Genomic DNA, 13290 nt, shown 5'->3' with positions numbered 1-13290 from the left:
TTTATAAGTTCGCTTTACTAACTAGCCAACCAGCTAGCGTTTCAAAGTCATCGTTTGCGATACTATATGGCGCGCAATTGAGTGCTACATTTCTATAGGCGGTTGACTCTTTGATAACTTCGTCACTGTTGATAAAAAAGGGAGCTATAAGAGGAAGTGTTGATTGCCATAGGGAAAACAAGTCAAATTCTAGCGTTGATGCAGAATTATAGCGATTAACTAAAAAGTAATGCTTCCAATTGTTATCTGAATTCTTGAGTGTTTGTAGGCGTCTATAAATTAAACTATGGCAAATGGCATCACAATTAACCAATTCAATTACAATATCGTTTTTCTCTAACGGATAGTAAGGAAGGTTGATATGCGAAGGACAGTCAAAAAGTACCCAGGCTTGGTCGCTATAATTTAGATTTTTGCATTTATCGACCATGGTAGTGATGTCATTGATGCTAGTGCCATCGTTGTCACCAAACGGTAAAAATATAACACCATCGTTATCTTGATGAAAATGCGCAAGTGCATCTTCAATGCAGGCTTCATTACTCCAGCCTTTGGTGTATTTCCACGGTAAACCAAAATGCAAACCTAAGTCACTTTTAGTATCTAAATCGATAGCAATAACATCAACGTCAGATTTTTTTAGTACGCACGCAAGGTTAGCAACTACAGAAGTGCTACCTAAGCCGCCTTTGATACCTTTAATGAAAACTCTTTGCAACGGATGTTTTACCTATCGTTAATTGAACGAGCTTGAATGTTTAGTTCGTTATTTATTTCTTTAAGTAATGCATATTTATTAATTGTATTTTTATTTTGCTGCTTGTTTACAATTTCTATGTAGTCATCGCTCTTTCCACCAAAACGCAGTACAAGGTTTTCTACGTCACTTGATGTTAACGTTTGTGAGTTTTTAGAGCTTAAGTTATTCATCTTCACCTTTGTAGTTACGTTAATTATTTTGATTAAAAGTAGACAATATTTTGCTATTATATATAGAATAACGGTTAAAACTAGTAAAGAAGTATTTTTAATAGGGCATTTCAAGTGCATAACTTTAACATAACAGGATTAGAGCCTGTTGCAAAAGAGTTAAAATTGGCTTCAAGTTATGCTGTTTTAGCCCCTTTAGATAATTTAGTGATAGAACTTGCTTTACATGCAATTAATCCAAGTTTAGTTAATGACATATTTATAGTTTCTCAAGAGGTTGAGTCATTTTTTGATTCTTCTTTTTCTGCGCCATTAAATTATGCTTATGAGCATAATCGAGTACATCCTTTTTCGTTGACTCCAGAAACACAGCACTATTCAATTGAGCGAATTAATTCAGGTATTATAAAAGAGATAAGTGCTTATAAACGCCTAAACGAAGCGCTTATTTTTGTTCACTTTAATACGAGACTGCTAAACAGTGCTAGTGAAAAAAGCTTAGAACTGATGATGAAGGGGTACAACGATTTTGTTCGTAGTACAGGGGCAACATTATTATTTTTAATATCAGGGCCTGGTATTGCTAATTATCGCTTTTTAGTTAGGCGATTAAATAATGTATTTGATGGGCTTGTTTTTGTCGATAACGATTCTGTAGCGCGAGTACTTGGATATGATTATTGGCGACATAGCACCGGTGTTATTGCTGGTGAGTATTATCGTCTAATATTAAGTAACAATCAGTTTGTTGTTGAAGCGGGGTCGATAAGTGAGGGGAATAAACCTAAAGGCTCAGACTTCTCTGATGAAGGTGACGTCTGGCTCGTACAAAGTGCTGTGCCCGAAGGTACTAAATTACCTTTGCACTATAAAAGTGTAAAAAATAATAATGATTTATTCGCTATAGGCCCAAAATTAGAAGCTGCCACATTGGTGTTTTCAGTAACGCGTTACACCGATTTAGCATTATTAGGTAAACAGTGCTTTGAACTTAGAAAAAACTGCGGACGCTGGTTAAAACTTGTTATTCAAAATGTAGATGGTGTTATTCGTCATCAAGATGAATGCTTATTTTTAACTTTGGGTGTAAACCTTATTTTGTACAGCTTTTCAGAGCCCTCTCGATTACTCTCACAAATTCAATCTATTCAAGGGTTTAAGTTTTCAAGACCTTTGCCACCCTCAGTTGAGGATGTGTTGAAATACACTGAAAATACCTTTTCTAAAGGTTACTTACCTTTCAATGAGTTTACAAAACAAGTAGAAATTCATAGTGACTCAGCGGTTAACTTAGGTGTGAGTGGTGTGTTAGTGAAGCTTGAATTATTACCAAGAATTGATCCTATTCACCCTTTGCATTTATTTCACATTAAGCGTGAAGGTGATGTATTTAGTCTTGCAGAAAATACAGTTTACTTATACCTGCATGCTTGTAGAGAAAATGATGTTGATAATGCAATTAAGCATTTGTTTAAATTAAAAACGAGTGATTTTTTTGTGCAGCAAAATGTAATTTCTGACCATTTTTATATTCAACAAGAATGTAAGCAATTGAGGCGTTTTTATAAAGGTAAAAGTATTATAGATTTCTCAAAAAAACTTGCTGAAAATAATAATTATAAATTTGCACCTGATATAGCACAAAGTGTTACTGAAAATATGGAAGCACCCGATTTTTCTAACGAAAGCCGCCCCGATGCTAAGCCTTATGTAATGAAATTAAGAGATAGTTTATGAGTATAAACCAGCTTTTAATTACCATATTTTTTGCAATGCTGCTTGGCGCTGTGCTTTGTGTGCTAGGCAAATACATTTTATCTAAAATAACAAAATATTATTATAAACTTACTTTTAAACATAAAGTACTAGAGCCTTATACACCAAATACAGTAAAAAAGGATAAGCAGTGAAATTATCAGGTTTAGGGGTTTGGAACCTTTATTTTTTAGTTAAGTTTGCTCTGTTTTATTACGGTGCAATTGATTTTAACGTATTAACTAATGCGGCTTTTGCTGCATTGCTTGCGATTAAATTTAAACAGCCATTAATAGAGAAGGCAAAACATATAGTAGGTGCTGTGTTTGCTGTGGTATTACTTTACCAAGACTCATGGTTGCCACCAATAAACAGATTGACTAAACAAGCGGGTAACGTTCAAGATTTTAGTTTTGGTTACTTTGTTGAGTTATTAACCCGTGTTATTAACATTGATATGTTATTGGCATTGTTCGTAATTAGTGTGTGTTTTTGGTATACATCGCAATGGATACGCTTTACAACAGTCACTATCATTGGGCTGTTAGTTGTGGGTTGGCAAGGGAGCAGCTCTCAATCACAATTCGTTAATAATGCGGCTAACCCTCAATCGGTTACACAAAATCAAAGCAATCCCCAAACACAAGTGATCACTCAAGCGGCTCAATCTCCCGATCAAAAACTAGCTGATTTTTATCAACAACAAAGCTTATTAATGAGCCATTTTCCAAGCCAAGCAAATGGCGAGTTGTTTGATGTAATTATTTTGAACATATGTTCAATGGCTGTTGCTGATTTAAATGCTATTGGTGTAAGTATTACTGACATGTATAAAGATTTTGATGTGGTGTTTTCAGACTTCAACTCGGCTACATCATACAGCGGTCCGGCTGCGGTAAGGCTGCTACGTGCCAGTTGTGGGCAAACGAGCCAAACAGCACTATTTAAAGAGGCGCCTGAACAATGCCACTTATTTAAAAACCTAGAGAGACTAGGTTATCAAAATAATGTTGTGATGAATCACGACGGACATTTTGATGAGTTTAAAGGCTTAATCAATAAGTACGGAGGCTTAGATAGCACGCCTTTTAATATTGATTCAATGCCAGTTGCGCTCCGAGGATTTGATAATAGTCCAATTTACTCAGATGAAGCCGTGCTGGATAGTTGGTTAGAGCAAGCTGATGATTGTAAGCCTTGTGCAATGTACTACAACACAACAAGTTTACATGACGGTAATCAGCTAGAGAATCAACCAAGGGTGAATAGTAAAGAAACATACCCCATCAGACATAAAAACTTGTTTGCAGATATTAACCAATTTGTAAAAAAATTAGAAAAGCGTGGCCGCAATGTTATGTTAATGATAGTGCCTGAACACGGCGCTAATTTAAAAGGTGATAAAGTGCAATTTGCAGGTTTACGTGAAATCCCTAGCCCTGCGATTGTGTCTGTACCTGTAGCGATTAAATTTATAGGCCCAGACGTACAAAACTACTCGCAAATTGTGGTTGATGATTCAACAAGTTACTTTGCGCTTTCAGAGCTGGTAAGTAAGACGCTGCAAACTGATGTGTTTGGTGGGAATAATAGTGTTGCTAATTTACTTGAAAACCTACCTAAAGCACCTAAAGTTGCTGAAAATGAAGGCACAATAATGATGTATGTTAACCAACGACCATTCATACAATTAGATGGTGGTGATTGGTCAGCTTACCCACAAGGTAAGTAGTTCCATAATAAGATTTAATAAACAGCACTGGTATAGTTAAGTATAAATATCAGTGCTGTTTTTCTTCATTTAATTACATCCCACCCTTTGGCTCTAAAAGCTATTTTGTCCAAAAATGTTTACAATAAACTACCTTCTCAAAGCGACTTAGCGTATTATTCGGCTAATATAGTTTTTCCTTCTTTGAGGATGTATGCGTCTAGATATTCACTGTGCTGATCGAATTGGTATTGCTCAAGAAATCCTTAATATATTAGTTAACTACAGCGTTGATCTAAAAGGAATTGAAGTTGATTCTGTCAACTGTCGTATGTACGTTAGTTTTCCTGAAATTGAATTTGAACAATTCCAAAAAATTATGCCATCGATACGTTTAATCGACGGCGTACATGATGTACGTACCACTGCATTCTTACCATCTGAGCGTGAACACAACGAACTAAATACTTTACTACGTGCCTTACCTGATGGAGTTATCTCTATTGATGCTAAAGGCTGGGTACGCTTGTGTAATGATGCAGCATGTAAAGATTTACAGCTTGCTGAAAAAGAAGTTATTGGGGAAAATATTAATAACTTACTTAAAGGCTTTAACTTTACACGTTGGTTAGAAGGTAAAGAAGTACTCGGACAAACCACTCGCGTTGAAGTTGCTGGTGAGGATTTTATTGCAGACATTTTGCCAATTGCGGTACCGCAAGGTAGTGAAGGTGATGTTCTTGCTGGTGCGGTTATTAACATTAAATCGCAAAGTCGGTTAGGGCAGCAAGTCAGTGCATTTAGACGTTACGGACAAGAAAGTTTTGCCACTATCCATAATTTTAGTACGTCAATGCGCCGAGTAGTGCGCGAAGCACGCAAAATGGCGCAATTAGAAGCCCCAATTTTGATTACTGGCGAAACAGGCACTGGTAAAGAATTATTAGCTAGAGCGTGCCATTATGCTTCCAATCGCTCTGTTAAGCCTTTTATTGCGCTGTCGTGTGCTTCACTTCCTGATGATGTTGCTGAGTCTGAATTATTTGGTTATGCCGGATACGAAGAAAATACAGCGCCAAAGCGCGGTGTATTAGAGCAAGCCGATGGTGGAACTGTATTTTTAGATGAAGTTGGCGAAATGTCGACTCAACTACAAACTAAGTTATTGCGCTTTTTACAAGATGGTACATTTAGAAAAGTAGGTGATGAGAACGAGGTTAAAGTAAATGTTCGTATTGTTGCTGCTACTCAAAAAGACTTACCCGCAATGGTACAAGAAGGGGTTTTTAGAGAAGACTTATATTACCGTATAAACGTGCTCACTTTGGAAATTGCGCCACTCAGAGACAGGAAAGCAGATGTAGGACCACTAGCTGAGCATTTTATTCAAAAATATGCGCAGCAAAATGGCCATGCAATACCTGTTTTATCGCAAGAGTGCTTGAGCTTTTTACAAGCGTATCCGTGGCCAGGAAATGTTCGTCAGCTTGAAAATGCAATTTACCGTGCAGTGTCGTTACTAGATGACAGCGAGCTACGTGTTGAGCATTTACAGTTACCCACTTTTACCCATGATTTAGGGTATTTAGAATCTGATTTTGAAGGCTCACTAGACCAAGCCGTTAAACGTTTTGAAGCAACCTTACTTCGTAAACTCTACCCAGCTTATCCGAGCTCACGCCAGTTAGCTAAGCGATTAGGCCTAAGCCATACAGCCATAGCTAATAAGTTACGTGATTACGGCATTAATCGAAAAACAGTTAAAGTTTAGCTTTTAAATATGGGTACTCGCTTTTAGTGCCCGTTTTGTTATCACCTTCTTTATAATAATATAAGCTTTTTATCGGATAATAATAAAGTCAGTCACTGAAACGTAATTAGGTGTTGTTCTGGTTAGCCAATTGATAATATGAATTCCTATTTAATAGGCTAGTTTTCTTATTGTAATAACGATTTAAGATTAAAGTAGAATATACGTCCTCGTAAGAGGCTATGCTACACTGAAATATATTTAACTGGTAAGACCTTTTTTGTGAATCTATATATTCGACTTTTATTATTATTTTTCAAAATTAAACGTAACAAGCAATATCAAAATTTACTTGATACAGTAAATATTGATTACAAAGCTTTACCTACTGATTGTGACATTAATCTACACTTAACTAATTCACGTTATCTCGCGATGATGGATTTATCTCGCACTTGGATGACTGAGCGAGTTGGTTTACTAAAGCAAATAATGAAACGTCGTTGGTTTCCGATTGTCAACGCGACGGCCATTACTTATATCCGTGATATTAAACCTATGCAGCGATACACAATAAGCACTAGGTTAGTTGGATGGGATCATAAATACTTTTATATTGAGCAAAAGTTTCACTCAGAACGAGGCTTACATGCTATCGCTTATGTACGCGGTGTATTTAAAAGTAAAAAGGGTATTATAAGTATTGAAGAAATGCTTGAAGTTGCTGGTTTTGATGGTCAAACGCCTATATTGCCAAGTGAAGTTATGCACTGGAAAGAAATGCTAGAGCAGAAAAAAATAAGTAACTTACCTAAGTAACTTACCCAAGTAACTTATAATTTTATAAATGAAAAAAGGCCTTTCGGCCTTTCAACACACATTGTAATTGGGTAACTACGTGCTTCTTTATTATATGCTTTAAAAGCTATATCTAACACCGAACATAGCAACAACAGGGTCAAGCTCAACAGTTGATGTAAGTGCTTTTGCACCATTAGCATAAACAGTCGCATCTGTATCAATATCCATAATTGATACCATAGCGTGTAAACCCCAGTTTGCATCAATTTTATAGTTAGCACCTACCTGCGCTATAAAACCAAACGAATCATCTAATTTTACTTCTACATCGTCTGTTCCCAGCGTCGCTTTAAGTGCTTCAGAAGGCTGCTCATCAAAAAATGCAGTGTAGTTTATGCCTACACCTATAAAAGGTCTTAGCGCATAGCTTGTATCTAAAAAGTGGTATTGCGCAACTAATGACGGCGGAAGTTGTTTTATATCTGCAATTTTATTACCCGCTAAGCCACCAGCGCCATTCACATCGTGTGAAAAAGGTGTTGCAGCTATCAGTTCCAACACCCATTGATCGTTAAATGCATAATCTACGGTGATACCCAGTTGAGTATCAGAATCACCTTTAAGACCCAGTGTAGGCGCTTCATTGATTGCTGAGCTACTATTATCAGGATTTACGTTAATAGCGCCAACATTTACGCTAAAGTTAGCGTGCGCAGCAGGAGAGAGTGCTAATAGAGAGGTTAATAATGCGATGCTAATTTGAGTTTTCATGTTGTTCTCCAAGAACTACTGTTTGATTGACGCTAGTATTACCGAGAAATAAATATGAAAACCTGTTCTAGATCAAAGTTTAAAAATATTTTATTCTTGTGAAATTTTTTATTGATTTAGATTAACTTTAGTGTCGTTCTGCTTTCATAAAGATTGACATATTTGTTTGATTAACAGCCACATGAATATATTAATACTGACCTTGCTTGGCTATAGGCTCGTATTTTAATAAAGGCTTTTTGAACAATAAATTTTGCCATAACATATCTTTAGTCGCATTCGTAAAACAATTAAAACAGGGGGATTTAAAAAAGCTCTAGAAGATCCAAAATGCTATTGAGTGGGTATTTTATAAATAATTAAATATGAACTAAGTACTTTGTAAGTTATGAAAGTACTAGGTGGGCTGGTCTTATCATTAATAGTTATTTTAAATAACGTTTAGCTTTGTTTTCTTTAACATTTTCAAGATCGACTAACACCAATCCATCAATGCAATTATTAAAATCGGGATCAATACTAAAACTTAAAAATTGCACGCCACCCGGTTTGCAAAGTTCAGTGTATTGTTTAAATAAAGTAGGGACTTGAGCACCTATATTAGCTAACACATGTTTTAACTCTACAAAATCTTCTTTCACGTTATCTCCGCAAAAAAGAGTATGGCATTGGATTAGCTGTTGCTCAGTTAACTTAAACTCATTATTAGGCGTAGCTAGTTCAATACTGCTTTTATAGTAATGCTGATAGTAATAAACGAGCATGGCTTTTGCTCGCTCGGGTAGTGCGTTTGATACGCTTACAGCTCCAAATAAATATCTGTACTGTGGATAGCTTTTTATAAAAGCGCCAATACCATACCATAAATAGTCGAGGCTCTTACGACCCCAATATTTAGGTTGCACAAAGCTTCTACCAAGCTCAATTCCTTGGTGTAGATAAGGCGTCATAGCATCAGTGTAAGAAAACAAACTATCAGTATATAAACCTTCTCGGCCATGTTTTTGTATTATCTGTTGTGCGCAGGCTAATCGATATGCGCCCACCAACTCCAGTTGCATAGGATCCCACAGTACAAGATGTTGGTAATCCATATCGTATTTATCTATATCACGGCGTTTACCGCTACCTTCGCCTACTGCTCTAAATGCGATTTCTCTAAGGCGCCCTAGTTCTCTAAAAATAGGTGAGCTACCAGTATATTGATATAGATGAATATGCATACCGTCTTGCGTTTTGCCGAGTAGTTGGCACTGCTCAATTGCTTTTTTTAGCTCCTTCCTGCATTCGGGAACAGCGATAGGTGTTTGTGTTTTTAGCGGCAGCGCTTTTTTTGTAGTAAGCCTATAAAGCTGTTTACGGATAAGGTTTACAACTTCTTTATCTTTAAGGTTTTCTATTAAGTAAGATTGAGGAGGGATAGAGGCTCCAATTTCAAACTCTAAAGATTTTTGGCGCTGCTTAAACATTTCTGCGACTAATAGTAAACTTGCCAACGGTTTATAAATCATTGAGGTGCCATAAAAAAGTGGACTGTTTTTGGCTTTAATATAAATAGGTAAAATAGGGCAATTGGCTTTTTTTGCCATACGTAAAAAGCCACTATTCCATTTGCAGTCTTTAATGCCAGTTGGCCCTAATCGCGACACTTCTCCTGCCGGAAATATAAGCAATGCACCATCATCTTTTAAATGGTTTTGTATGTTACTAAGCTCTTGCTTTTTACTCATACCAGATAAATTATCAACGGGGAGCAAAAGTGAGTGCATTGGGGTAACCGACATCAACATGCGGTTTGCCACTACTTTTAAATCCTGTCTTACAGTTGAAAGCACTTTAATAAGTGCTAAAGCATCTAAAGAGCCAATAGGGTGGTTGGCAACGATAACAAGTTTACCTTCATTGGGAATATGCTCTATTTGCTTAGGTTTATAGCGAGTATCAAAATTGAGCTCATCAAGAACTTGCTCTACAAATTCTAATCCTTGTAGATGGGGGTACGTATCACCAAAAGCGATAAATTCTTGTTCATGTAATAAATAGCCTAGGCCTTTTTTTACTAAACCTTTTACTTTTGGAGAGTTCTCTAGTTGTGGTAAGTTTGCAGCAATTACTTTATCAACACTTATCATATTAACCTCATATTCCGTTTGGCCTATTTGCCATACATGTAATATTAAAAAAAGGGTGTGACAGTTACTTTGCAGTTGTGTGACTTTTTAAAGTGCTAACTTATAAACTATGTATTGTTAGGAGAATTTATGTCGGTATTGGTTGCTATAACTGGGCGTGACAACACAAAACTAATAACGAAGTTACAAGAACGATTACCAAATACGTTGATAGAGCAGTGGCCTGATTGCGAAAACGTAAATGATGTGGATTTTGTACTTGCATGGAAGGCACCAGAATCTATGTGGGCGCAGCTCCCTAACTTAAAGGCTGTGTCGTCATTTGGTGCTGGAGTAGACAGCATTGATTTAACACTGCTTGCACAAAATGTTGAAGTAGTACGTATTGTTGACATGCAACTGGCTGAGGATATGGCTGAGTATGTACTTACACATGTGTTGGCGCAAAAGTTACGTTTAAAAGAGTATTACATTAAACAGACGCAGCAAACATGGAAGCCAAAACGTGCATACAGTAATAAACATGTCGGTATACTTGGGTTCGGTGAATTAGGTAGAGCCTGTGCTCAAAAACTTGTAACTAATGGTTTTAAAGTAAGTGCCTGGGCGCAAAGTAATAAAAGCACGACTAATGTAGATATTTTTTATGGTGAAGAAGGGCTTAACTATATGCTTCCTGAGGTTGATTATCTCGTTTGCCTATTACCCCTCACGCAAGCAACGACAGGTATTATTAATCACTCAATGCTTGCAAAGCTACCTTCACATGCGGTTGTTATTAATGTGGCACGTGGTCCTCATGTGGTTGAGCAAGACTTACTAAATGCATTAAATAACGATAGATTACGCGCTGCTACCCTCGATGTATTTGATCAAGAACCATTACCACAAAACCACCCTTACTGGGAGAACCCAAAAATTACGCTTACACCACATTGCGCGGCACTTTCTGATTTAAATAGTGTTATAGATCAAATTGTCGATAATATTGAATGTTTAAAGGAAGGCCTAGCACTTAATAATTCAATAAATAGAACTAAAGGTTATTAGTAGATAGGTAATTAGTTTAAAAATAGCTTGTTAACATAGGTAATTTTTATTAGTCTGAAGATGTTCTCACTAATAAAAATAAAAAGAGGGTCTTATGAAGTCGAATCAAAGTGGTGTAAAGTTAAGTTTAGTCGTAATTTCAATTATTATACTCGGTGTTTCAGCTTGGTTTAATCAAGCTAACGCAGATGATACTCCTCCTAAAATTGAGTCAACAATAGCTGACTAATCTCGCTAACTATACTTTTCCCAATTGTTGTATCTCTACTGGTCGCTATTTTTGTCGGCGTCCTAGTATAACCTTCCCGCAGTGATGATTCAGCACTGTATAGGTGGTTAAAACAGCAAATAGCTATTTTAGCCATTTATTATCGCATTTTTTAGATCCCCAGTTTTATATCTACTTTTAATCTCATGGCGCATTATGCCAATCTGCTTAATTAAGTGGCCTATTTTGAGGTAAGAAAACCGTGTCGATTAAAAGACAAAAATTCGGTTATTTATTTGTTCTATATAAAAATTTTTAACGTGGTTAGCGTCAAGATTTAATTCTTCAAATTGGTTAAAATTATTGCGGATTGGTATTAATACAAAGCATATATCATCATTGATGGCAATCGATTATAAATTCTATTATGTCTTTCACAAAAACTTGCCATGAGAATCTAAAGCTCTGTGCTTTATATTTAGTTTTTATTATCGTGTAAGTTTAATTGTGATGATTGATAGTGCCTTGATGCTATTGTGGGTATCAGGTGTAGTAATTTATATGGAAGATAAAAATAAACAAAGCTCAGATGAAGAGATAATAATTTCTACGAAAATGTATAGGTTAAATTTTATTTTAGTTCAAAGTACCTTCTAATATCTTTAAACTTTTGATAAAAAACCCAGCAATGCTGGGCTATTAACTATTCTAAGGAAAAGTTGTTAATTTTGGGTTACATTAAACTGCCCAAATGTATAAACTTTAAACAAGTAAAAAGTATTGATCAACACTAAACTCATATTTGAAATAACACTCGACGACATAAGATCTAAGCTAAATGATAAGAATAATAAACCACATGCACTAATGGCGGCAACCCGCAGTAGTGTTATCTGGTTAATAAAGAATGCACCTAAACCTAGTGCAAGTAATGTAGTATTTAAAAGCCAATCTAGCTCGTTTAGCATGGTCGTTTCAATAGTTCAGTTGTTGAAAAAAGGAGCGCCATTATGTTGATATTTTGCACACCTTTCAACCAAGTAATTTTAAATTTTCAGATTAGTTTTTTTAATGGTAAAAATGGTTGTCTACTGCCGGAAGTAAACCGCTGTGAGCAATTTCTTGATGTTTTTAGCAGCTTAGTAGCTTTTGTATATAACAGTATCAATTAGGAGGCTTACATTTAGAAGCAAAAATGAGAGGGAGTAGAGCTTACTCTACTATTTTCTTTCTTGGACTATTTTACTTAGCAATAGCTGTTTATTTGGGGTTTTAGATATAAAGCAAATCTGGCCTTTTTTTCTTAGGTCTCTATAATTAAATGAGTGAATTTATAAACTAAGCTAATTATTGTGATAACTTAAAACTAGCTTATAGCATACGAGGAATAAAGATGAATACGCAGCTATCAATTTTAATTGTAGATGACGTTAGCACAGTGCGTAGCTTTTTGAGTCAAACGCTCATGCACTTAGGGATAGACGAAGTAAGGGAAGCATCTACTGCCTCACAATGTATTCGTGAGTGCCAAGCTGCAAATTATAATATCATTTTTTTAGATATTGAATTACCAGACGGTGACGGTAAAGATTTGATTGCACAAATCAACGCGTTAAGCCCTGAGACAAATGTGGTGATGGTATCTGCACACTCTGGTATTGAAAATGTTAAGGACGCAATTGATAAAGGCGCTAAAGGGTTTGTAGTAAAGCCATTCACACCTAAAAAAATAGCGGCAATGCTTAATAAGTTCTACCCGGATTTAGAAAATGTTTAATAACGAAAAGTACATTTAAAAATTTAAACAAAAAAAAACCGGCAAAAGCCGGTTTTTTATATTCTATCAAAAACAAATTATAGAGCTTTAATCTTAGCCGCTATACGGCTCTTATGACGAGCTGCTTTGTTTTTGTGAATTAGACCCTTAGTTGCGTAACGGTCTAGGATAGGTGTAGCAACAGAAAAAGCTTGCTGTGCAGCTTCTTTATCGCCCGCTTCAATAGCAACAATTACTTTTTTGAAGTAAGTGCGCATCATTGAACGACGGCTTGCGTTGTGCTGACGGTTTTTTTCGCTTGTGATAGCGCGTTTTTTTGCAGACTTGATGTTAGCCAAGGTTTGCTCCTAACAATCTTAAAATAAAGCTTAAATTAAAGGCCGTGGAATATGCCTGTTTCTATCA

The 13290-nt window shown here is 36.1% G+C and carries 13 protein-coding genes; 7 read left to right on the top strand and 6 right to left on the bottom strand.

Annotation, left to right across the window (positions count from 1 at the left end; genetic code table 11):
* Position 1: 1 nt before the first annotated feature.
* Both bcsQ and bcsR read right to left on the bottom strand, forming a co-directional pair.
* Positions 2-718, bottom strand: a complete 717-nt coding sequence (gene bcsQ / locus GQR54_RS15515; RefSeq protein ID WP_166378818.1) for a cellulose biosynthesis protein BcsQ — start codon at positions 716-718, stop codon at positions 2-4.
* Positions 719-726: 8 nt separating this feature from the next.
* A complete protein-coding gene (bcsR, locus tag GQR54_RS15510; protein WP_166378816.1) occupies positions 727-930 on the bottom strand; it encodes a BcsR/BcsP family cellulose biosynthesis protein in 204 nt (67 codons plus the stop codon).
* 114 nt (positions 931-1044) lie between these two features.
* Between bcsR and bcsE the strand changes: the two genes are divergently transcribed.
* The 4 genes from bcsE to GQR54_RS15490 all read left to right on the top strand — a co-directional run bounded on the left by bcsE (position 1045) and on the right by GQR54_RS15490 (position 6965).
* Positions 1045-2667, top strand: coding sequence for a cellulose biosynthesis protein BcsE (bcsE, locus tag GQR54_RS15505; RefSeq protein ID WP_166378814.1), 1623 nt, complete (start codon positions 1045-1047; stop codon positions 2665-2667).
* A gap of 169 nt (positions 2668-2836) precedes the next feature.
* Positions 2837-4417 (top strand): cellulose biosynthesis protein BcsG, encoded by a 1581-nt coding sequence (gene bcsG, locus GQR54_RS15500; protein ID WP_166378812.1) that lies wholly within the window; start codon positions 2837-2839, stop codon positions 4415-4417.
* Positions 4418-4610: 193 nt separating this feature from the next.
* A complete protein-coding gene (gene tyrR, locus GQR54_RS15495) occupies positions 4611-6167 on the top strand; it encodes a transcriptional regulator TyrR (RefSeq protein WP_166378809.1) in 1557 nt (518 codons plus the stop codon).
* Between the two features lie 261 nt (positions 6168-6428).
* The gene (locus GQR54_RS15490) at positions 6429-6965 is read left to right on the top strand and encodes a thioesterase family protein (RefSeq protein WP_166378807.1); all 537 of its coding nucleotides are present in this window, start codon (positions 6429-6431) and stop codon (positions 6963-6965) included.
* 99 nt (positions 6966-7064) lie between these two features.
* Here the strand turns inward: GQR54_RS15490 and GQR54_RS15485 are convergent, their stop codons facing one another.
* Positions 7065-7718: an OmpW family outer membrane protein gene (locus GQR54_RS15485; protein WP_166378805.1), complete on the bottom strand. Its 654-nt coding sequence runs from the start codon at positions 7716-7718 to the stop codon at positions 7065-7067.
* A 425-nt stretch (positions 7719-8143) separates the two neighbouring features.
* Positions 8144-9850, bottom strand: coding sequence for a lysophospholipid acyltransferase family protein (locus tag GQR54_RS15480; RefSeq protein ID WP_166378803.1), 1707 nt, complete (start codon positions 9848-9850; stop codon positions 8144-8146).
* A 129-nt stretch (positions 9851-9979) separates the two neighbouring features.
* Here GQR54_RS15480 and GQR54_RS15475 point away from each other — a divergent pair, with 129 nt between their 5' ends.
* Positions 9980-10900, top strand: coding sequence for a glyoxylate/hydroxypyruvate reductase A (locus GQR54_RS15475; RefSeq protein ID WP_166378801.1), 921 nt, complete (start codon positions 9980-9982; stop codon positions 10898-10900).
* Between the two features lie 94 nt (positions 10901-10994).
* Positions 10995-11129: a hypothetical protein gene (locus tag GQR54_RS19735; protein ID WP_269435507.1), complete on the top strand. Its 135-nt coding sequence runs from the start codon at positions 10995-10997 to the stop codon at positions 11127-11129.
* 701 nt (positions 11130-11830) lie between these two features.
* Here GQR54_RS19735 and GQR54_RS15470 read toward each other — a convergent pair.
* Complete coding sequence (locus tag GQR54_RS15470; RefSeq protein ID WP_138681448.1) at positions 11831-12076, bottom strand: hypothetical protein; 246 nt, start codon at positions 12074-12076, stop codon at positions 11831-11833.
* A gap of 425 nt (positions 12077-12501) precedes the next feature.
* Between GQR54_RS15470 and GQR54_RS15465 the strand changes: the two genes are divergently transcribed.
* The gene (locus GQR54_RS15465) at positions 12502-12885 is read left to right on the top strand and encodes a response regulator (protein ID WP_166378798.1); all 384 of its coding nucleotides are present in this window, start codon (positions 12502-12504) and stop codon (positions 12883-12885) included.
* A 77-nt stretch (positions 12886-12962) separates the two neighbouring features.
* On the opposite strand, the gene rpsT is transcribed toward GQR54_RS15465, so the two are convergent.
* Positions 12963-13223: a 30S ribosomal protein S20 gene (rpsT, locus tag GQR54_RS15460; RefSeq protein ID WP_002958225.1), complete on the bottom strand. Its 261-nt coding sequence runs from the start codon at positions 13221-13223 to the stop codon at positions 12963-12965.
* Between the last annotated feature and the right edge of the window lie 67 nt (positions 13224-13290).

This window comes from Pseudoalteromonas sp. Z9A4 (assembly GCF_011378845.1).
Classification (GTDB): Bacteria; Pseudomonadota; Gammaproteobacteria; order Enterobacterales; family Alteromonadaceae; genus Pseudoalteromonas; species Pseudoalteromonas arctica.
The sequence above is the reverse complement of the archived record's forward strand: the minus strand, read 5'-3'. Positions and strand labels throughout refer to the sequence as shown.